Below are 21,087 nucleotides of genomic sequence, written 5' to 3'. Positions count from 1 at the left end.
ACCACCGAAGCACGAAGGACACTCGATGACAGACACTCGGGTACGGCCGCTGGACGGCGCGCCGGGCAGTTCCACGCTGGTCAACGACGACTTGGCCCCCACCACCGAGGCGACGGCGACCTGGCGTACCTGGGACATCTTCTGTCTCTGGATGACCTCGGCGCACAGCATCGCCAGCTACGGGTTCGCCGTCGGCATGCTCGCGCTCGGCATGACCGGGTGGCAGACCATGCTCGCCCTGTTCACTGGCGTGCTCGTGCTGTGGTTGGGCAGCAATCTGGTCGGCGTCGCGGGACAGAAGGTCGGGGTGCCGTTCCCGGTCTTCGCCCGCGCCGCGTTCGGCGTGTTCGGCGCCAACGTTCCCGCGCTGCTGCGGGCGATCGTCGCGGTGTTCTGGTACGGGATCCAGACCTATCTGGCGTCCACCGCGCTGATGGTGCTGCTGCTGCGGGTGTCGCCGGGGTTGGCGTCGTGGACCGAATCCAGCTTCCTCGGCTTGTCGACGCTGGGCTGGATCGCGTTCCTCGTGCTGTGGACGGTGCAGCTGGCGATCATCAACTACGGCATGGAAGTGGTGCGCAAGGCCTCGGACTTCGCGGGTCCCGCGGTGTGGATCGGCATGATCGCGCTGGCGATCTGGATTCTCGGCAAGGCCGAGTGGAGCATCGACTTCAACGCCCGTGCCGGTGCGCCGCTGTCGGGCGGTGCGACGGTGGCCGCGTTCGTGGGCGTCGCCTTCCTGATGGTGTCGTTCATGGCGGGTCCGCTCGTCAACTACGCCGACTTCGCGCGATTCTCGCCCAGCAGGAAGGCGGTGCTGCGCGGCAACGCCTGGGGCATCCCGTTCAACGAGACCGCGTTCGTCGTGCTGTCGATCGTCATCTCGCTGGCCACGCTGAAGGTGTACGGGAAGGTGCTGACCGACCCGGTGCAGCTGGTCGCCGACATCGACAGCGATGTCGTGGTCGTCGTCGCCGCGGTGTTGTTCGCGACGGCGACCGTCGGCATCAACGTGGTTCTCAACTTCGTGTCCCCGGCCTACGACATCTCCAATGCCGCACCGCGATACATCTCGTTCCGCACCGGCGGCATCGTCACCGCCGTGCTGTCCATCCTGGTGATGCCGTGGAAGCTCTGGGAGAACCAGGATTTCATCATCTACTTCCTCGGCGGCGTCGGCGCGCTGATGGGCCCGGTGTTCGGCATCCTGATCGTCGACTACTACCTGGTGCGGCGGCAGCGCACGGCGGTCGCCGAGCTGTACTCCGACACCGCGGAGGGGCGCTACTACTTCTCCCGCGGGTTCAACCCGAAAGCCCTGGCGGCGCTGAGTATTTCGGGGACGGTGGCGGTGATCGTCGCGCTGGCTCCGGATTCCCAGGAGGTGACCGCGCTGTCGTGGCCCGTCGGCGCGGCGCTGGGCGCGGTATTGATGTACGCGTTCGACGCCGTCCGCCCGTCCGTGCCCGCTGACGCGCACGCGGAGTGATCCTGAGTCGGGTCGGTTGGCGCGGCGGGAGCGGTCGGAAATCGACGTGACAAAGCGGGCGGCGACGATGATGCTGGCCGCATGTCGATCAGGAGCGGCGGCGCCGGGGACGTGGAGGCGATCGCGGAGCTGCACACCGCGAGCTGGCGGACGGCCTATGCGGGCATCATGCCGGACGAGTACCTGAGCGGGCCGCTCGAGACGGATCGGGCCGAGCTCTGGAGTCGACGCCTGACCGAGGCGGTGATGCCGGGACTGTTCGTCGCCGAGGATGCCGCGGCGTTGCTCGGCTTCGCTTATCTCGTTCCCACGGCGGACGGCCGGGTGCTGCTGGACAACCTGCACGCCCGGCCCGACAGTCGTGGCCGCGGGATCGGCAGCCGCCTGCTCGAGCACGGTCTGAAGTGGGCGGCGACCGAATTCCCCCGCCGCGCTGTGTATCTGGAGGTGTTGCGCGACAACACCGCCGCGATCGCCTTCTACGAACGGCGCGGCGGACGACGGACGGACGCGCGGATCGGGCGGTTCGAGGCCGGGTTCGAGTTGCCGGAGTACGAATACACCTGGGATCCCGCCGTCCCGGCGTGAAGATCCAGATCGCCCGCTGGAATACACTCCAACTCAGTCGTTAGCCAAAATTTAGCTGAGTGAGCGAGGAGTTGCCATGAGCGAGCGTCCGCGGTGGTATCGCGATCAACAGGCGTGGCGCGACCTACAGCAGTTCCTGCCCGAACGCCTCCGACTGACCGGCGACAACGAGCCCGCCGAGGAGTACTGGGACTGGCGTGGCCATCACGTGCACCTGGACCGGTATCCCCTGCCCGACGCTCCCGCCAAGGTCGTGCTGCACCACGGGGTCGGCACCAACGGCAGGCAGATGAGCTTGGTCGCGGGCGCGACGCTGGCCCAGCGCGGCTTCGAGACCGTCGCGCTCGACAACCTCGGCTACGGCCTGACCCAGGTCGCCGACGGCGCCGCGCCCGGCTATCACGACTGGATCCAGCTCACCACCGACTTCCTCGCCTACGAAAGCACCCGCGACGACCGTCCGATCGTGCTGTACGGCCTCAGCGCGGGCGGCATGCTCACCTACCACGTGGCGGCGCACGCACCGCGTGGCACGCTGCGCGGCATCATCGGCACGACCTTCCTCGACCCGCGCGACAAGACCGTCTGGCGGGCGGTCTCCCACGACCCCTTCCATGCCACTTTCGGCACCGCGGTCTTCAACTTCCTGGCCCGCACTCCGCTACGTGGCGTCCGCTACCCTATGTCGGCGGCATCGAAGATGAGCGCGCTGTGCAACAACACGGACGCGATGAAAGTCTTTCTGCGCGACAAGACTTCGGCGGGGAGCTGGGTCTCGGCCAGGTTCTTCAGCGAGTTCGGCGCCTACTCTCCCGATATCGAGCCCGCCGATTTCGACGTGTGCCCCGTCCTGCACACCCAGCCCGCCGAAGACCACTGGACTCCGCTCGAGCTCAGCAAGCCGGTCACCAGCGCGATCACCAAGGCGCCTGTCACCACCGTCGTGCTCGACAACGCCGGGCACTACCCGCTCGAAGAACCCGGTTTGCGCCAAATGCACGACGCCATCACGGAATTCGTCACCGAGCACACGCGGTGAGGTCGGGCGGTGGGACAGTCGGGCGGCGGAACGCGTCGGCGCGATGCGGGCCGGTCGCCGCACGTGGCGCGCATTCACGGACAATCGCCACCGTTCCCCGATCCAAGTGGCAGCATCGATGAGGCAGGTCCCGGCCGCTTGGGTCGGCCAGCACCGGACCGCCACGACGAGGCCGTCGCCGCGGACCAGAACCACGCGAAAGAGGTATTCCCGTGCCGGTCGATCCCGTCAACCCGGTACCCGCCGCGCCGCCGGCCACGCGGATGGCCGCGGCGGCGGTCCGCGGTTTGCTCCGATTGCCGCGTCGCACCAAGCGCGCACTCGCCGGTCCGGCGGTTCACCGCGACGGCAACGAGCTCGACCTCGACGCGCAGCTGCTCCTGCGGATCACCCGGACGCTGCCGAGGCCCGAGCCGAACCCGGTGACCCTGCGGACCCAAGCGCGCCGGATGGCGGCGATCGGCGCGGGGCGACGCGCGCCCGTCCGCGTCGACGACTGCACCGTCGCCGGCGCCGCGGGACCGCTGCGGGCGCGGCTGTACGACCCCGGCGCGGCGAACGCCCTGCTGGTCTACTTTCACGGCGGCGGCTGGGTCATCGGCGATCTCGACACCCACGACGCGCTGTGCCGGACATTGGCATACACGGCCGGAATACGAGTCGTCGCGGTCGACTACCGGCTGGCGCCCGAGCATCCCTATCCCGCGGCGATCGACGACGCGGCGGCCGCGTTCCGCGACATCGTCGGTCGCGCGGACGAATTCGGCGTCGCGCCGGAACGCGTCGCGGTGGGCGGCGACAGTGCGGGCGGCCATCTGGCGGCGGTGCTGTGTCAGCGGATGCGTCGCGACAGCGGACCCGCTCCCCTGCTCCAGCTGCTGATCTACCCGCCCACCGACTTGACCGGAAAAGCCGAGTCCCGCAGGACATTCGCCGAAGGGTTCGCGCTCACTCGCACCGACATCGACTTCTTCGACCGCTGCTTCCTGCCACCCGACCTCGACCGCACCCGACCGGATGTGTCTCCCCTGCGCGCCGAGACCACGGCCGGACTTCCCCGAGCCGTCGTGATCACGGCGGGTTTCGATCCGCTGCGCGACGAAGGCGAAGCGTACGCGAACCGGCTGCGAACCGACGGTGTGCCCGTCGCACTGCGCCGATTCGACGGCTACATGCACGGTTTCGTCAACAACGCGCTCGCCTTCGGCCCCGCGGTGCACGAGGTCGCCACGCTGCTCGCCGACGCCCTGCCCGCGGCAGGCGGCTCCTCGACCGACCCCGGAACGGACAGCGGACGAGACCGGGCGGCCACGCGCCCCTCCGGCTCGTGAACTCCCAACAGTCGTCTCGGCAACGGATACGCCTTTCCGACGGCTATTTTCGGCCGCGCCGCCCGCGCCGGGCCCGAGTGCGAGATAGACTCCGGCACAACGCTGTACGGGAGGTTCGGCCCTGGACGCACTGTGGACGTTCGTCGTCGATCGGCGACACCAGCTGCTCGTCGACTCGTATCTGCATGTCTCGGCGGTGATCCAGTCGTTGCTGGTCGCGGCGCTGATCGCCGTGATCGTCGGCGTGCTCGTCTACCGCAGTCCGTTCGGTTCGGCGGCGGCGACGGCCGCGGCGAGCGCGATCCTCACGGTGCCCTCGTTCGCGCTGCTCGGCTTGCTGATCCCGGTGCTCGGACTCGGCGTCGGTCCGACGATCACCGCGCTCGTGCTCTACGCGCTGCTGCCCATCTTGCGCAACACCATCGTCGGCCTGGCCGCGGTGGATCCGTCGGTGGTCGACGCGGCGCGCGGAGTCGGGATGAACCGGATGCGCGTTCTCGCCGCCATCGAGCTGCCGCTGGCCTGGCCTTCCATCCTGACCGGGATGCGGGTCAGCACGCAGCTGATCATGGGCATCCTCGCGCTCGCCGCGTACGCCAAAGGGCCCGGGCTCGGCAATCTGATCTTCTCCGGGCTGTCCCGGCTCGGCAGCCCCAACGCCGTGCCGCAAGCGTTGAGCGGCACGGTGCTGATCATCGTGCTCGCGCTGCTCCTGGACGGTCTCTTCGTCGTCGTGGGACGACTGACCACCCCGAGGGGGATTCGTGACTGACACCGAGACCGGCGCGGTATCCGGCGTGCAGATCGTGCTCGACACGGTCACCAAACAGTATCCGGGACAGCGTGATCCGGCCGTGGACGCGGTGTCGCTGACCATTCCGGCCGGTGAGATCGTCGTCCTCGTCGGACCGTCGGGCTGCGGCAAGACCACGACCATGCGGATGATCAACCGGCTGATCGAGCCGACCTCCGGCACCATCACCATCGGCGGACGAGATGCCGCGGACATGAATCCCGATCAGCTGCGCCGCGGGATCGGGTACTCGATCCAGCAGGCCGGGCTCTTCCCGCACATGACGGTGGCCAAGAACATCGCGACCGTGCCCGGCCTGCTCGGCTGGGACCGCGCGCGGATCACCGCGCGGGTCGACGCGATGCTCGACCTCGTCGGCTTGGACCCGGACACCTTCCGCCGGCGTTACCCGCGCCAGCTCTCCGGCGGACAGCAGCAGCGCGTCGGGGTGGCGCGCGCGCTGGCCGCCGATCCGCCGGTGCTGCTCATGGACGAACCGTTCGGCGCGGTCGACCCGATCACCCGCGGGCTGCTGCAGGACGAATTGCTGCGTCTGCAGGCGGAACTCGGCAAGACCATCGTCTTCGTCACCCACGATTTCACCGAGGCGGTGAAGCTGGGCGACCGGATCGCGGTGCTCGGCGACCGGTCCCGGATTCTCCAGTACGACACCCCGGCCGCGATCCTCGCCGATCCCGCGGACGAGACCGTGGCGGGGTTCGTCGGCGCCGACGCCTCGCTCAAGCAGTTGACGTTGACCCGAGTCGGTGACGTGGAACTGGGCGACTGCCCGACGGCAGGACAGGACGAACCGGCGGAGACGCTGCGCGCGGCACTCGCCGACCGGGAGTGGCCGTGGGCGCTGATTCTCGACGATCGCCGACGGCCCCTACGCTGGGTGTCGGCCGAGCAGGTGACGAGCGCGCGGACGCTGGGCGAGGTGGGCAGCCCGATCGGTCAGACGCTGTCGCTGCGATCGACCCTGCAGGACGCGCTGGAGGCGCTGCTCGCCGAGCAGACCGCGACCGCAGTCGTCACCGATGCGCGCGGCGAGTACGCGGGATTGATCACGATCGACACACTGGTCGGGCACCTGTCCACGCTGCGGGCGCGCCACGGCGGGGATCGGTCCGCGGCCGAGGCGACGCCGTGACCGCGCCCCGCACCGCCGCGTCCGCCCCCGCCGCCGCACGCCGAGCTGAGAGTCTGCGGCTTCTCGTGCAGCCTGCTCTGGTCTCGGTGCTGACCGTCGGCGTGCTGGTGTGGGCATTCCGCCGGGATCTCACCGCCACTCAACGCGCGAGTATCAACGCGAGCAACATCGCCACCGTCACCTGGCAGCACGTGCTGCTCACCGCGACGGTGGTGCTGATCGTGGTGGCGGTGGCGGTGCCGCTCGGCACGCTGCTCACCAGACCCGGATTTCGCGGTCTCGCACCGGTTTTCATCGGCATCGCCAACGTCGGCGCGGCCGCGCCCGCCATCGGGTTGATCGTGCTGTGCTACCTGGTGACGCGGACCACCGGGTTCTGGATCGGGGTCGCGCCGATCGCCTTCTACACCCTGCTTCCGGTGCTGCGCAATACGATCCTCGGCTATCAGCAGGTGGATCGCACGCTGGTCGACGCGGGACGCGGTCAGGGCATGTCGGCGGCGACGGTGTTGCGGCGCATCGAGTTTCCACTGGCGGTGCCGTACATCCTTGCGGGACTGCGTACTTCGCTCGTGTTGGCGGTCGGTACCGTCACGCTGTCGTTCCTGGTCAGCGCGGGCGGGCTGGGGATTCTCATCGACACCGGGTACAAGTTGCGCGACAACGTCACCCTGGTGGTCGGCGCGGTGCTCGCGGTGGCGTTGGCCCTGCTCGTCGACTGGCTCGGGGCGTTGGCGGAACGCTTTCTCGGACCGAGGGGCCTGCGATGAGGTGGCTGATCGTGCTCGCGGTGGCGATACTGACGCTCGCCGGGTGCGGTTTGGAGTCGGGTGGCGCCGTGCCACTGCGCGTCGGACCCGGCAGCATCCAGCCGGTGCCGGAACTCGACGGGGTCACGATCACCGTCGGCTCCAAGGACTTCACCGAGCAGAACATCCTCGGCTATCTCATCGAGTTCGCCATGACAGCGGCGGGCGCCAACGTCCGCGATCTGACCAACATCCAAGGCTCCAACAGCCTGCGCGACGCGCAATTGCACGGCCAGGTCGACGTGGCCTACGACTACACCGGCACCGGCTGGATCAACTACCTCGGCAACGAGACCCCGGTGCCGAGCGAGCTCGGGCAGTTCGAGGCGGTCCGCGACGCCGACCGCGCGGAACACGGGATGGTGTGGACGGCGATGGCGCCGATGAACAACACCTACGCCCTGGTGACGAGCAGCCGCACCGCCGAGCAGACCGGCGTCCGGACGCTGTCGGACTACGCGCGGCTGATCGAGGCCGACCCCGCGGCCGCCGCCACCTGCGTCGGCACCGAATTCAACGTCCGGCAGGACGGTTATCCGGGAATGGCGCGCAAATACGACATCGACGTCGGCAAGGTGCGCAAGCAGATCATGCAGGACGCCCTCGTCTACCAGGCGACGGCCGACGCGGCGCAGTGCCGCTTCGGCTCGGTCGCCGCGACCGACGGACGCATACCCGCGCTGAATCTCGTGCTCCTGCAGGATGATCGGGCCTTCTTTCCGAAGTACAACGCGGCGTTGGTGCTGCGCGCCGACTTCCACGAAGCGCATCCGCGGATCGCCGAGATCATGACACCGATTTCCGCGTTGCTCACCAACGAGGTGATCACCGAGCTGAACCGGCAGGTCGACGTGGACGGTCGCGAACCCGCCGAGGTCGCTCGCGATTGGCTTGTCGGACACGGGTTCGTCACCGCCGAGTAGATCGCACATGTGCGGGCAATCCGTCCTCGGCGAGCGAGCCGAATGCGACCGGACAGCGCTCCGCTAGCAAACTGGGCGGAGTTCGCTCGCTGGGCCGAAAACGCTGATTACCAGCCATATCGGCGCGCTACGAGAGACGGCTGATCGGCCAGTCGCCCGGTAGGTCGAGCCAGGCGCCGATCATGCGGATGGCGGTGAGCAGCGCCTGGATTTCGTCGAGGCCGGACGCCACGGCGTGGCGGCTGCCGTCGATGCGGAACGGGCACACGTAGAACTGGTTGTCGGAGGAGGAGATCGGGCGGCCGATGGTGATGGTGTGCGGCCCGTCGGCGGCGATCAAGGTGCGGATCGCGAGCAGATCACCGAGCTCGTATTCCATTCCAGGGTCGTGCGCTATGTCGTCGCGGGTGGGTGGGGCGGGGAAGCCGAGCTCGGCGGGTCCCGCGACCGTGAATTGCGCGCCGGCCTCGTTCGCTTGGGTCAGCTGCGCGCCGATCTCCACCAGCGCGCGATACAGAGCCGCCAACGCGTCCACCCCGCTTGCCCTCGACTCGCCCCAGCCCTGAATTCGGAAGCCGCACACGTCACCTCCGGCGCCCGCCGCCGGTCGCGGCCTGCCGACTTCGATCAGAACCGACCGATCCCCGTCGGCGACCATTCGTTTGGCAATCACCTCACCCAGGCGATCGATCACCGGTACACCTCCCGCCTTCCGGCCGATCCGCCGGACATGTTGCGCCCGTTCGTTCCACAGCGACGGTCCTCGTGATACCCGCCCACCAACGGGCTTAACCGGCCGCCACCCTTGTGATACCGAACGAGAAGTGCCAGTCACGTTTTGATCACGGACAGGACGGGTACCACAACCGGCATGACTCCGATGAACGAGCGACCTGCACAGATCGTCGGCATCGAACGCGGAACCGCCGTGCTCGGCGGCATCATCGCGCTGGCTCTCGGCTGCGGAGTAGCGGTCATCACCGGGTCCCTATCGGCCGCCCTCGGCTCTTTCGCCGCCGTCTGCATCGGCATGATCGTGCTGGTGCCCGCGATCGGCCGCCCACCCCGCCGACCCGCCAACTCGATTCGCGTTTCCTGACTTTCGCCCGAGGTGCTGCGAGTTCACGTGACTCCGCAGAGCACGCTTCTACTCGACGGCACCCGCCGCCGCGCACCCACCGGCCGAAGCCGCGGCACGAACCCGAACCAACCACAAACCGCCTTGTGACTACCGTCGATAGAGAAATGGTTTCGACGGTAGTCATAAGGCGGCTCTTCGCACTTCGACAACCGCCATTTCTCACCCGCCGATTGTCGACCTACACCGATCCAGCCCAACGCGATTCAGCCGTCCGGCATCGATGGATCGCACCTGCCGGTGATCGGTCGACGTCAGGAGCTTGGATCGGCCAGCGTGGGAGTCCAAGAACCCGCTCTGCACCGTCCAGCTCGGAGCCCGCTCTGCACCGTCCAGCTCGGCAGACCCGCTCGGCTCGGCACCGGCTGAGGGGCTCGGTGCCCCTTCGGCTCGGCACCGCTTCCACAGCATGCCCGCGTAGGGGCCCGGTACGGCGCCGACCGTGAGAAGAGGCAGACCAGGATCAGCGGGTGGCGTAGCCGCGGGGCCCGGGGGTGGGAGTGCGCTTGGAGGGGGGGTTGCGTTTGGATTTGGCGGGGGATTTGCGGTTCACGAGGGTCATGTCGCCGTTGTAGTGGGCGAGGACGCGGTGGTCCATGACGGCGCGCCAGAGTGGGGGGATGGCGGCGAGGACGACCATGGTGGCGTAGCCAGCAGGTAGCTGGGGGGCCTCCTGTGAACTACGCAGGGTTTGGTAGCGGCGACCCGGGTTCGCGTGGTGGTCGCTGTGGCGTTGCAAATGGAACAGGAAGATATTGGTGACCAGGCGGTCGCTGTTCCAGCTGTCGCGCGGCGAGCAGCGCACGTAGTTGCCGTTCGGGCGGCGGCCCCGCAGCAGGCCGTAGTGCTCGACGTAATTCACCGTCTCCAGCAAGCCTGCGCCGATCAGCGCCTGCAGCGCCAGGAAGGGGATCACCTTCGGGCCGAAGAGCACGATCATCGAGCCGAACAGCGCGATGCTCATCGACCACGCCTGCAGCAGATGGTTCTCCAGGGTGAACCAGCGCTTGCCCTTGCGGGACAGGCGTTCCCGCTCCAAGGCCAGCGCCGAGCGGAACCCGCCGAACATGCTGCGCGGCAGGAACTCCCACAGCGTCTCGCCGTAGCGGCCGCTCGCCGGGTCCTCCGGCGTCGCGACGCGCACATGGTGGCCGCGGTTGTGCTCGACGAAGAAATGACCGTAACCGGATTGCGCGAGAGCGATCTTCGCCAGCCACCGTTCCAGGTGTTCGACCCGGTGACCGAGCTCGTGCGCGGCGTTGATGCCGATACCGGACACCACACCGAGGGTCACGGCAAGCCCGAGCTTGTCCGCGAGGCTCAATTCCGTTCTGGACCACAGGAATCCCGCGATCATCAGTCCGATGAACTGCATCGGCAGGAAAAGGTATGTGCACCAACGATAATAACGATCGTTGGACAATGCCTCGTAGTCCTCGTCGCGTGGATTGCTTCCGTCGTCACCCACCGCCCAGTCGAGCAGCGGGATGACCACGAACACGATGATCGGACCGATCCACCAAAACAGTTCCAGCCCAGTATGAGCCACCAGTTGTGAGGGAAGTAGTGCGCACCCCGGCGCGATCAATCCGAATACCCAGAGATACCGCTTGGGGTCGCGTGCTTGCGTATTTTTCAAGACAGTCATAGCCATCCCGCTGATCCAACAGAACACAACCCGGACAGAGTGTGCCGCCGAAAACGGTTACGCTAAATCGGTCGCTCCAGGATAACTGTTTCCCGGCAGCATTCCAGCAAACCGCGAAAATAGTCTTCTGACCGGGCGACTTCGCCGCCGATATCGCACACCGGCGATCGGTCGGCCCGGACGAGCCCGAGATCGGTGCGCCGGGACCAGTTCTCGCCCCGTGCACCTTCGACGTCGTGGAATGTCGCCGCAGACGGGCACACTCGGGTACGGAATCGGCGAACTCCACCGAGCTCGAGCCGCTGTCCATGGCCACCGGGAGATGCCGACCGCGCAATGGTCGCAATATCGCAACGAAATGGCGGCTTTCCGTCGAACGCGATACTCTCCCCCGCGCGAAAGTGCGGCAACCATGCCGCGAAGCGCGATTCGCGCCGAATCACAGCCCCCTCAGCCCCCGGCCGAACCGTCCCATCACGAACGAATGCGCGGCACAAACAGGACATCGTCCGCCCCATGGCGATACGTCCGGTGTCCGAATGTGCCGCGCATCCGCTGCTACGGCAGCGCCCCGCAGTTGGTGGGCGCCGGAGCATCCGAGAGCCGATCCATCATCCACTGCTGAGAGGCGATCAGCGCCGGGAAGAACGCCAGCACATGGGTGCCGACAACCCCGGACATGCTGGGAATCTGACCGTTCGCCTCCAGCTGAACCGGCACGCCGCGGCTGCACCAGCTGGCCGCCATGGCGTGGATGGGCGGGAACGGCGCGCCCTCGTCGTTCGGCGCCGAGGCGACGAGCACGGGCACATTCGGAGTGAGTCCGCCGACGATCTGCTCGTCGAATGCTTGCTTCAACGCCGGGGACTGGTCGATCACGGCGGTCAGCGGCTGCCCACTCGTGGTCCACTGGGACGTGTGCCCATGCATCTGGGCCAGACCCATGGGGACGGCGCACTTGCCGAGCGATTCGTTCAGAATCGCCTTGCCGGTGTCGTTGAGTTCGGCGTCGAGCACCGGACCGACCGACGGGTAGTTGGCGGCCATGCCGTTGAGGATCCAGGCGTAGGTGGCCCCCATGCTGGCCCGGCCGTCGTTGTACCCGATGAAGAACTGGTCGTCCACGACCGGGCCGCCGACGTAGGCGCCGCGGACGTTCAGCTCAGGCGCGTAGCTCGGCTGGAGTTCGGCCGCGCCCGCGGAAGCCATGCCGCCCTGGGAGTATCCGTACAGGATGACCGGCGCGTTCGGGCCGAGGCCGCTGCCCGGCAGCTGCAACGCCGCGCGCGCGGAGTCCAGCAACGCGTGCGCTTGCGACTTGCGGTTGAGGTAGTCGTGCACCGCGGGCGTGCCGAGGCCGTGGTAATCGGTGATCACCACCGACATGCCGCGCGACAGCAGCGTGGTGAGTGCGAGCAGGTCGTATTCGAAGATCACGTCGCCGGGTGGCTGGTAGGAGACGACCTGCGACAGCAGCTTCGAAGGCGCGCACTGATCGCCCTGCCCCTTGGTACCGCCCGCGTACGCGACCAGCGGACGCTCGCCGGGACCGATCCACGGCATGGCGGGCTCGAGGTACGTGCCGACCACGGCGGTCGGCGCGTCTTGGGCATCGTTGCTGACGTACATCAATCGGGTCGCGCGCGCCGGGACCATTCCGGGTTGTCCGGGAGCCGACAGCGCCACCACCGACGGTTCCGCGCGCAGGATGTTGCCCGGTGCACCGCCCACGGGCGGCGGAACGTAGAAATCGGCGACGGCTTCGGCCGCCGGATCCGTCCATGCTGGTGCTGCGGAAATCGCCCCGCCGCCGACCACGGTGAGGGTTCCCGTCAAAACTGCGGCCAAGCTGAGTAATCGACTCCTCACGATCCGATCCTTCCTTCGATTGGGAAGAGCCATGACATCGAGAATCGGATATCGAGATTATCCGTACTGCGGCGATTAGGCAGCCACAACGCGCATCGTATTTCCGTGAAAGGCGGTTCCGAGCGCCGATTTCCCCGTCCCGGCGCCGACAATCGCGCCGAGAACACATGTTTGGCGCATCGTCCGGATACCCCGCTTTCGGCGCTGCTGTGAGCAGATCTGCCGAGGGCAGCATCGGCACATTTCCACCGTCCGGCTGGGGCACGGTGGACGCATGGCTCACGACGACAAGACCCCACTGTTCAGCTGGCGCGCCAGAGAGCAACTGCTCGGCCGCCGCGTCCTGGTGCTCGACGGCCCCCTCGACGACGACAACGGCACGCTGCTTGCTACACAGTTGCTAACCCTCGCCGCCGAGAACGACGAAGCGGGCATCTCGCTCTGGATCCACTCGCCGGGCGGCTCTGTTCCCGCCATGCTCGCGATCCGCGACGTCATGCGGCTCGTGCCGTGCGAGGTGTCCACGCTCGCTCTCGGATTGGCGTGCAGTGCAGGGCAATTCCTGCTCTCGGCGGGCAGCAGAGGCAAGCGCTTCGCGCTGCCGCACGCCAGGATCCTGATGCACCAGGGCTCGGCGGGCATCGCGGGTACGGCCGTCGACGTGGAGGTTCAGGCCGACGACCTGCGCCACACCGTGGAAACGGTGCTCGGGCTCATCGCCGCCGACACCGGCCAGCCCTTCGAACGGATCTACGAGGACTCCCTGCACGACCGGTGGTTCACCGCGACGCAGGCCAAGGAGTACGGATTCGTCGACCACATCGTCGAGAGCTTCGGACAGGTCGTCCCCCAACGCCAGCGAATCGGGATCTCGGCATGACTACCTACACCATCCCCAACGTCATCGCCCAGCATCCGCGCGGCGGCGAGCGCATCACCGACATCTACTCGCACCTGCTCGCGGAACGCATCGTCTATCTGGGCACACCGATCGACTCGGGCGTCGCCAACGCGCTGATCGCCCAGCTGCTGCACCTGGAATCGGAGAGTCCCGAACAGGAGATCCAGTTCTACATCAACTGCGAGGGCGGCGACCTGACCTCCATGCTCGCGATCTACGACACCATCCAGCACATCGGCGCGCCCGTGCACACCACCTGCGTCGGCCAGGCCATCGCCGTCGGCGCGGTGCTGCTCGCGGGCGGCGCGCCGGGGCACCGCGCGATGCTCCCGCACGCCAGGGTGGTGCTGCATCAGCCCGCGGCGCGCGGCCAGGGCGCGATTCCGGACCTGATCCTGCAGGCCGACGAACTCGTGCGGATGCGGGCGGAGATCGAGTCGATTCTGGCCAGGCACACGGGGCAGTCGGTGGAGCGGCTGCGCCACGACACCGATCGGGACCGCGTCTTCACCGCGCAGGCGGCCATCGACTACGGACTGGTCGACACCGTGTTGCAGCCGCGGGGATGACCGGCTCAGGCCGCGCGGACCAGCAGGGTCGGCGCGGCCCCGGACCGCCGCTGGTAGGCGTGCCGCCGCCCGCGCAACTCCTCGGCGACCTGCTCGGTCAGCCCGCCGAGGGTGGTGCCGAGCGCACCGGCCAACGCCGCGATCATCTCGCTGGACGGCTCCTTGCGCCCGCGCTCGACCTCCGAGAGGTACTGCGGCGAGATGCCCGCCCGGCCCGCGGTTTCCACGAGCGTCTCGCGCTGTTCCCGCCGCAGCGCGCGCAACCGTTCGCCGAGCGCCTCCCGCCACAGCGGTTCCGGAGCGGACGGCTCGGGTCGGCGCGTTCGGTCGTCACGGCCACCGGGGATCGAGTGCAGTCTCGGATGCTCGGTCATGGACGAAGCGTACGTTTCGCCCCGCGGTGTTCGGCTAGTCATTACGCTGTGGGCGTACGGGTCCGACGCGGTAGCCGCCACCGCACCGGACCCTTGACCTGAACCCAGGTTCAGGGTGCACGCTGGAAGCATGACTCAGGCTCCGGAATTCTGGAACACCGTCTACGACAACGACACCGCCCCCTGGGTGATCGGGGAACCGCAACCGGCGATCCTCGCCCTCGAACGGGACGGCTGGATCAGCGGCCGGGTGCTCGATCCCGGCACCGGCGCGGGTGAGCACACCATCGCGCTGACGAAACTGGGCTACGACGTGCTCGGCGTGGATCTGTCACCGAGCGCGGTCGCCTACGCCCGGCGCAACGCCGCGGACAAGGGCGTCCCGAACGCCCGGTTCGAGGTGGCCGACGTGCTCACGCTCGCCGACGCGGACGACGACCGGCTCGGTGTCTTCGACACCGTGGTCGACAGCGCCCTTTTCCATGTCTTCGGCACCGAGCCCGACGCGCGGGCCGCCTATGTGCGCGGATTGCTCCGGGTGTGCACGCCCGGCGGACTCGTGCACGTCCTCGCGCTGTCGGACACCGAGGAGGGTTTCGGGCCGCGCATCAGCGATTCGCTGATCCGGGAATCGTTCGCGGGCGAGGGCTGGGAACTCGAAGAACTCGTCCCCTCCACCTATCGCGGGCGGGTCACCGAAGTGGTGGCCGAGGACGCGGCCCGCCTCGACCTGCCCACCGAGGGCCCGGTCGACGTGGTGGCCTGGCTTGCGCGTATCCGGCGGGTCTGAGCGGGCGTCGGTCCGGGGCGGTGGCGGGGTCGGTTCTCGGAGTTATCCTCGGGAAGCAGGAACCGACCCGTAGGGCCGGGTCACCACGAGTTCGCCCGGAATCGAGGCCACGATGGCCGACATGCTGCCGACACAGCGCAGTTCCTCCTCCGGCGTGGTCGGGGACTTGAACGCCGAAGGGTTCGAGGAGGCGGAGGAGATCGGACGCGGCGGCTTCGGCGTCGTGTACCGCTGCAAGCAACCCGACCTGGACCGGATCGTGGCCGTCAAGGTCCTGACCTCGGATCTCGACGCGGAGAGCATGCAGCGGTTCATCCGGGAGCAGCAGGCCATGGGACGGCTGTCCGGCCACCCGCACATCGCTGATGTCTTCCAGGTCGGCACCACCGGCGGCGGGCACCCGTATCTGGTCATGCCGTACCACGCGCGCGGCTCGCTGGAGCAGCGGATCAGGAACTTCGGTCCGCTCGAGTGGACCGCGACGCTACGACTCGGCGTCAAGATGGCCGGGGCACTGGAGGCCGCGCACCGGGTCGGCACCCTGCATCGCGACGTGAAACCCGGCAACATCCTGATCACCGACTACGGCGAGCCGCAGCTGACCGACTTCGGCATCGCGCGCACCGTGGGCGGTTTTCGGACGACAACCGGAATCATCACGGGCTCACCGGCTTTCACCGCGCCGGAAGTGCTGCGCGGTGAGCCGTCGACACCCGCGTCCGACGTGTACAGCCTTGGCGCCACGTTGTTCTGCGCGCTCACAGGGCACGTCGCCTACGAGCGCCACACCGGCGAACAGGTGCTCGCCCATTTCCTCCGGGTCGCCGCGCAACCGATCCCCGACCTGCGCGCCGAGGGCATGCCCGACGATGTCTGCGCCGTCATCGAGCACGCCATGGCGGGCGACTCGGCGCAGCGGCCGGAATCGGCGCTCGCCCTGGGCGACGAGTTGCGCGCGGTGCAGCAGCATCGCGGAGTGCCGGTCGACGTCATGGTGTTGCCGATCCCGCCCGGCCCGCGGAAGACGCCGCCCGCCGCGACGGTTCGCCACCGCGAACGCCCGACCGCTCCCCCGACCCCAGCGACGAAGTACCGCCCGCCGACCCCGTCCCGGACTCCCATCACCAGGAAGCGCCTGCTCGATCTGCTTCGCTCGGGCGCGCGCAAGCGGTTGACGTTCATTCACGCGCCCAGCGGCTTCGGCAAGACCACGCTCGCCGCACAATGGCGCGACGAGTTCGCGAACGCGGGCACGCCGGTCGCCTGGCTGACCGTCGACGAGGACGACAACAACCTCGCCTGGTTCCTCGCGCACCTGGTGGAGGCCATTCGCGGTCCGCGCCCTCACCTCGCCGACGAACTCGACCGCGTTCTCGAGGTCCATCCCGCCAAGGCCGAGCGGTACGTGCTCACCGCGCTGATCGATGATCTGCACTCGCACGACGACCGGGTCACCATCGTGCTGGACGACTGGCAGCGGGTGACCGACGAATCCTCGCTGGCGGCCGTCCGTTTCCTGGTCGAGCACGGCTGCCACCACCTGCCGATCATCGTGACGAGCACGTCTCGCTCGGGACTTCCGCTGAGCCGGCTGCGCATCGACGGCGAGCTGGAGGAGATCGATGCGGGCGCACTGCGTTTCGATGTCGACGAGGTGCGGCACTTCTTGGCGGAGGCGGGCGGGCTGCACTTGCCGGACGCCGATGTCGAAGCCCTGACGGAGACCACGGACGGCTGGGCCGCGGCGCTGCAATTGGCGGTGTTGTCGCTGCGCAAGGGCGATGACCCGGCGCACCTGGTCGACAGCCTGTCCGCACACGCCGACATCGGTGAGTTCCTGGCGGAGAACGTGCTCGACGCGCTGGAACCGGACATCCTCGAATTCCTCACCAGGACTTCGATATGCGGGCGAATCTGCGGTGCGCTCGCGACCGCCGTCACCGGCGACGAGCATGGGCGAGCGATGCTGGAGGACGTCGAGGACCGCGGGTTGTTCCTGCAACGCATCGACCCGAATCGCGAATGGTTCCGCTATCACCAGCTTTTCGCGGGATATCTGCGCCGCCGACTGGAGCGGGATCGTCCCGAGGAGATCGAAGCGCTGCACTATCGGGCATCGGAGTGGTTCGCACGGCACGAGTTGCTCAACGAAGCGGTCGATCACGCGTTGGCCGCCCAAAACCCGGACCGCGCCGTCGATCTCATCGAGCAAGGCGGCGGATACCTGCTGGAGCGGTCCAAGATGACGACACTGCTGGGCATCGTGGCCAAGCTGCCGCCGCGGTCGATCCAGTCGCGGCCCCGTATCCAACTGTTCCTTTCCTGGGTGTACCTCGTCCTGCGCAGGCCGGAACCCGCCGCCGCCGCGCTGGCTCGCTTCACGGCCGCGCTCGACGAAGCCGAGCTGACCGACGCCGAACGAGCGGACCTACGCGCCGAGGCCGATGTGCTCGCGGGCACCAGAGAGATGTTCGCCGATCGAATCGACCAGGGAGACAGGCTGATCCGCGCCGTGCTGTCGCGTCCCGGCGACTTCTCCGCGCGGGTCGCCGGAGTGGCGACCAACATCGCCGCGATCGCCGCGATCCACCGCTTCGATTTCGACGCCGCGCGCCGGTGGCAGCAGCGGGCCGTGCCTTATCACGATGCGACGGGGCCCTTCCTCAGGGTGTACGGCCGCTGCTTCGCGGGCATCGCCGAGCGAGAGCAACTTCTGATCCCGGCGGCCGACGAGGCCTTCCGCGACGCGGTGGAGTTCGCGACGGCGACCATGGGCCCGCACTCGCACGCGGCGCGGCTCGCGAGCGCACTGCTCGGCGAATTGCGTTACGAGACAGGCGATGTGGACACCGCGGCGGAACTGCTGCTGGAGAGTCTCGGATTGGCGGACGAAGGCGGGGGCGGCGTCGATTTCATGATCGCCACCTATGCGGCGGGAGCGCGTGTCGAAGCCGTCAGGGGCGATCTCCGGGCGGCCGCGAAGCGGTTGAACGACGGCATGGCGAGCGCAGAGCGGATGGCGCTGCCGCGGCTCGCGGCCCGGTTGCGCAACGAGCGAATCCGGTTGGGACTCGATCTCACACCCGCCGAGATCGAGCGCCTCGTCGGTCGGCGAGAACTCCGGCACGACGACGGGATCGCCACGCTCATCGCCGAAATCGACGAGGACTCGGCGATTCGGCTGCTGCTCACCGCGTACCCGTCGGATCGGTACGACGAGGCGTGCGAGCGGGCGCGCGCCCTGCTGACGAGCATCGAGTCCGCACCTCGCCCGCTCGCCGCGGTGCGCGCCCGCTTGCTGCTCGGCACGGCGCTGCGCCGCGCGGGCCGGGCGGAGGAGGCGGAACGGGAGCTGGCCGCCGCGGTGGCGAGGTGCGACGAAGCGGGGCTCGTTCGTCTGCCGATCGATGCGATGCGCGACCTGCCCGGCCCCGGCGCTCGCTGATCAGGCAGCGGTTTCGGTCAACCGCCTGAAGTCCTTGCGGACGCCGAAGGCGGTGATGATCTCCATGATGCCGAGCACGATCAGCCAGATGCCCGCGACGAGGGTCAGGGTGGCCACCGAGCTGACCGGCCAGATGATCAGGACGACACCGGCGATCGCGGTGATCACGCCGAAGAAGCCCTGCCAGCCGCGTCCGGGCAGGTCGGGGTCGGAGGCGGCGGCCACGAGCACGGCCACGCCGCGGAACAGCCAGCCGATACCGATCCACAGCCCGAGCAGCAGGATCGAGGCGAGCTCGTCACGGAAGCAGAACACGCCGATGATGATCGACAGCACGCCGCTGAGGAAGTAGAGCACCCGCATGCCCGCGCTCTTGGTCGCGCCGAACGCGGCCACCAGCTGCAGCACACCGGCGATCACCAGGTAGATGCCGAACAGGATGCCCGCGACCACCAGGGTCTTGCCCGGCCACACCAGAATCACCACACCGAGGATCACCGAGAGGACGCCGGTGACCAGAACGGTTTGCCAGGCGCTCCTCGCGAGCGCCTGAACAGGTCCCTCGACCACACTGTTTGTCGTCATGACCAGATGTTATGCCGCGCGACATAAGTTTTCTGGACATTTGCTATACAGCGTGGGTCACTCCTCGGGCCCGACGATGTTCACCATCCACGCGATGCCGAACTTGTCGCGACACATGCCGAATTCGTCGCCCCACATCTGCTTCTCCAGCGGCACAGTGACCACGCCGCCCGCGATCAGCTTGTCCCAGTAGCCGCGCAGCTCGTCCGCGTCGTCGCCGCTGAGGCTGATCGAGATGCTGCTGCCCGGCTGATATTCCATGCCGGGCGGGGTGTCCGCCGCCATCAGCGTGAACCCGCTCGGCGTCTCCAGCTGGCCGTGCATGACCAGCTCGGCGCCGGGCGATTCCTTGTCGCCGAACTCGCCGAAGGTGTTCACGGCCAGGGTGCCGCCGAATACGTCGCGATAGAACTCGAGTGCCGGGCGCGCCTTGTCGCCGAAGCCGAGGTACGGGTTGAGCTTGGAGACCATGGAATGCTCCTTAGCTGTAGTTGCCGCCAGGTGCGAGGGTACTGCCGCGCCGCGGAGAGTGGCGTGGATAACGCTCGACGGGCTCCACGTTTACCGCCCGAGCGCCATGGGAAGTCATCCGTAAGTGGCTCTCGTCGTTTGAACACCTGCGGGGTGGGGGTCGCATTTCGTGAGTCTCGGGTTGCTAGGAGAAGAGGGTGGCGGTTGTACTCGTGCTACAGGCACGCGGACTCGGTGATCTGCTCACCGCGGTCCCGGCGCTCCGTGCGCTGCGACGAGCCAAGCCGAGCGACCAGATCGTCCTCGCCGCGCCGCACCGGCTCAAGCCGATCGTCGACCTGATCACCTCGGTGGACACCATGGTCCCCACCGCCGACGTGAGCGCGCTGCGCTGGGACGGACCGTCGCCGAAGCTGGCGGTGAACCTGCACGGGCCGAGCGCCGAGAGCGTCGTCGAGCTGGTGAAGACCGATCCGGCACGGATCCTGACCTACCGCAACCCGGCCTTCCCCGAGCTGGCGGGCCCGATCTGGCAGCCGGACATGCACGACGTGGAGCGGTGGTGTCACCTGCTCGAGTCCGACGGCATCGTGGCCGACCGCCGCAACCTGGGCTTGGTGCCGCCCGTCTCCACCAACAGCCGCCGCGACTGCGTCGTCGTGCACGTCGGGGCGGGCGCTCCCGCGCGGCGCTGGCCGCCGGACCGGTTCGCCGCGGTCGTCCGGCACCTGCTGGTGCTCGGCCGCGAGGTGGTGCTCACCGGCGACGAGTTCGAGCGGGACATCGCGCTGAACGTCGCCGCGCGCGCCGGACTTCCCCAGGCGAACGTGCTCGCGGGCGAGCAGAACCTCATCGACCTCGCCGCCACGGTCGCCGAGGCCGCGCTGGTGATCAGCGGCGATACGGGCGTCGCGCGGCTGGCCACGGCTTTCGGCACCCGCACCGTTCTGTTGTTCGGCCCGACGCCGCCGCGCTGGGGCGGACCGCCACCGCATCTGCTTGCCAGGCACATCGTGCTGTGGGCCGGTCAGACGGGTGATCGGCATGCCGATACGCCAGATCCCGGGTTGCTGCGTATCGGAGTGGGCGAGGTCGTCGGCGCGGTCGAGAAGCAACTCGACCAGCGAAACTCCGCCGCGGCGCGGCGCCCGACCTACCGCAGGGTGGGCTGA

General features: G+C 68.3%; 20 protein-coding genes. 14 read left to right on the top strand and 6 right to left on the bottom strand.

The window, feature by feature from the left end; genetic code table 11:
* Positions 1-25: 25 nt before the first annotated feature.
* The 8 genes from ABZV58_RS25255 to ABZV58_RS25220 all read left to right on the top strand — a co-directional run bounded on the left by ABZV58_RS25255 (position 26) and on the right by ABZV58_RS25220 (position 8,125).
* Positions 26-1,489, top strand: coding sequence for an NCS1 family nucleobase:cation symporter-1 (locus ABZV58_RS25255; protein ID WP_355002611.1), 1,464 nt, complete (start codon positions 26-28; stop codon positions 1,487-1,489).
* A gap of 81 nt (positions 1,490-1,570) precedes the next feature.
* Positions 1,571-2,077, top strand: coding sequence for a GNAT family N-acetyltransferase (locus tag ABZV58_RS25250; protein WP_355002610.1), 507 nt, complete (start codon positions 1,571-1,573; stop codon positions 2,075-2,077).
* A gap of 76 nt (positions 2,078-2,153) precedes the next feature.
* The gene (locus tag ABZV58_RS25245; protein ID WP_355002609.1) at positions 2,154-3,116 is read left to right on the top strand and encodes an alpha/beta hydrolase; all 963 of its coding nucleotides are present in this window, start codon (positions 2,154-2,156) and stop codon (positions 3,114-3,116) included.
* A gap of 212 nt (positions 3,117-3,328) precedes the next feature.
* A complete protein-coding gene (locus ABZV58_RS25240) occupies positions 3,329-4,447 on the top strand; it encodes an alpha/beta hydrolase (RefSeq protein ID WP_355002608.1) in 1,119 nt (372 codons plus the stop codon).
* A gap of 121 nt (positions 4,448-4,568) precedes the next feature.
* A complete protein-coding gene (locus ABZV58_RS25235) occupies positions 4,569-5,219 on the top strand; it encodes an ABC transporter permease (RefSeq protein WP_355002675.1) in 651 nt (216 codons plus the stop codon).
* A complete protein-coding gene (locus ABZV58_RS25230; RefSeq protein ID WP_355002607.1) occupies positions 5,212-6,393 on the top strand; it encodes an ATP-binding cassette domain-containing protein in 1,182 nt (393 codons plus the stop codon). Before ABZV58_RS25235 ends, ABZV58_RS25230 begins: the two co-directional genes overlap by 8 nt.
* Entirely contained in the window at positions 6,390-7,163 is a 774-nt protein-coding gene (locus tag ABZV58_RS25225; RefSeq protein ID WP_355002606.1) for an ABC transporter permease subunit, read from the top strand. Before ABZV58_RS25230 ends, ABZV58_RS25225 begins: the two co-directional genes overlap by 4 nt.
* The gene (locus tag ABZV58_RS25220; RefSeq protein ID WP_355002605.1) at positions 7,160-8,125 is read left to right on the top strand and encodes a glycine betaine ABC transporter substrate-binding protein; all 966 of its coding nucleotides are present in this window, start codon (positions 7,160-7,162) and stop codon (positions 8,123-8,125) included. The genes ABZV58_RS25225 and ABZV58_RS25220 overlap by 4 nt, the downstream gene beginning before the upstream one ends.
* 127 nt (positions 8,126-8,252) lie before the next feature.
* Here the strand turns inward: ABZV58_RS25220 and ABZV58_RS25215 are convergent, their stop codons facing one another.
* Positions 8,253-8,819 carry a hypothetical protein gene (locus ABZV58_RS25215; RefSeq protein WP_355002604.1) on the bottom strand — a complete coding sequence of 189 codons (567 nt, stop codon included), beginning with the start codon at positions 8,817-8,819 and terminating at the stop codon, positions 8,253-8,255.
* A gap of 177 nt (positions 8,820-8,996) precedes the next feature.
* On the opposite strand from ABZV58_RS25215, the gene ABZV58_RS25210 reads away from it, so the two are divergent.
* The gene (locus tag ABZV58_RS25210; RefSeq protein ID WP_355002603.1) at positions 8,997-9,224 is read left to right on the top strand and encodes a hypothetical protein; all 228 of its coding nucleotides are present in this window, start codon (positions 8,997-8,999) and stop codon (positions 9,222-9,224) included.
* Between the two features lie 502 nt (positions 9,225-9,726).
* Here the strand turns inward: ABZV58_RS25210 and ABZV58_RS25205 are convergent.
* Together ABZV58_RS25205 and ABZV58_RS25200 are read right to left on the bottom strand one after the other, a co-directional pair.
* Positions 9,727-10,812: an alkane 1-monooxygenase gene (locus tag ABZV58_RS25205; protein WP_355002602.1), complete on the bottom strand. Its 1,086-nt coding sequence runs from the start codon at positions 10,810-10,812 to the stop codon at positions 9,727-9,729.
* A 657-nt stretch (positions 10,813-11,469) separates the two neighbouring features.
* Complete coding sequence (locus ABZV58_RS25200) at positions 11,470-12,780, bottom strand: lipase family protein (protein WP_355002601.1); 1,311 nt, start codon at positions 12,778-12,780, stop codon at positions 11,470-11,472.
* A 274-nt stretch (positions 12,781-13,054) separates the two neighbouring features.
* On the opposite strand from ABZV58_RS25200, the gene ABZV58_RS25195 reads away from it, so the two are divergent.
* Both ABZV58_RS25195 and ABZV58_RS25190 read left to right on the top strand, forming a co-directional pair.
* Positions 13,055-13,660, top strand: coding sequence for an ATP-dependent Clp protease proteolytic subunit (locus ABZV58_RS25195; RefSeq protein ID WP_355002600.1), 606 nt, complete (start codon positions 13,055-13,057; stop codon positions 13,658-13,660).
* The gene (locus ABZV58_RS25190) at positions 13,657-14,250 is read left to right on the top strand and encodes an ATP-dependent Clp protease proteolytic subunit (RefSeq protein WP_355002599.1); all 594 of its coding nucleotides are present in this window, start codon (positions 13,657-13,659) and stop codon (positions 14,248-14,250) included. The genes ABZV58_RS25195 and ABZV58_RS25190 overlap by 4 nt, the downstream gene beginning before the upstream one ends.
* Positions 14,251-14,255: 5 nt before the next feature.
* Here the strand turns inward: ABZV58_RS25190 and ABZV58_RS25185 are convergent, their stop codons facing one another.
* A complete protein-coding gene (locus tag ABZV58_RS25185) occupies positions 14,256-14,624 on the bottom strand; it encodes a helix-turn-helix transcriptional regulator (protein ID WP_355002598.1) in 369 nt (122 codons plus the stop codon).
* 130 nt (positions 14,625-14,754) lie between these two features.
* On the opposite strand from ABZV58_RS25185, the gene ABZV58_RS25180 reads away from it, so the two are divergent.
* The gene (locus tag ABZV58_RS25180) at positions 14,755-15,414 is read left to right on the top strand and encodes a class I SAM-dependent methyltransferase (RefSeq protein ID WP_355002597.1); all 660 of its coding nucleotides are present in this window, start codon (positions 14,755-14,757) and stop codon (positions 15,412-15,414) included.
* Positions 15,415-15,526: 112 nt separating this feature from the next.
* Entirely contained in the window at positions 15,527-18,859 is a 3,333-nt protein-coding gene (locus ABZV58_RS25175) for a protein kinase (protein ID WP_355002596.1), read from the top strand.
* On the opposite strand, the gene ABZV58_RS25170 is transcribed toward ABZV58_RS25175, so the two are convergent.
* Both ABZV58_RS25170 and ABZV58_RS25165 read right to left on the bottom strand, forming a co-directional pair.
* Entirely contained in the window at positions 18,860-19,444 is a 585-nt protein-coding gene (locus ABZV58_RS25170) for an HdeD family acid-resistance protein (protein WP_355002595.1), read from the bottom strand. It abuts the gene before it with no gap.
* Between the two features lie 57 nt (positions 19,445-19,501).
* A complete protein-coding gene (locus ABZV58_RS25165; RefSeq protein ID WP_355002594.1) occupies positions 19,502-19,915 on the bottom strand; it encodes a VOC family protein in 414 nt (137 codons plus the stop codon).
* A gap of 197 nt (positions 19,916-20,112) precedes the next feature.
* Here ABZV58_RS25165 and ABZV58_RS25160 point away from each other — a divergent pair, with 197 nt between their 5' ends.
* Entirely contained in the window at positions 20,113-21,087 is a 975-nt protein-coding gene (locus ABZV58_RS25160; RefSeq protein WP_355002593.1) for a glycosyltransferase family 9 protein, read from the top strand.

Source organism: Nocardia sp. NPDC004654, from assembly GCF_040609595.1.
In the GTDB taxonomy this organism is placed as follows: domain Bacteria; phylum Actinomycetota; class Actinomycetes; order Mycobacteriales; family Mycobacteriaceae; genus Nocardia.
The sequence above is the reverse complement of the archived record's forward strand: the minus strand, read 5'-3'. Positions and strand labels throughout refer to the sequence as shown.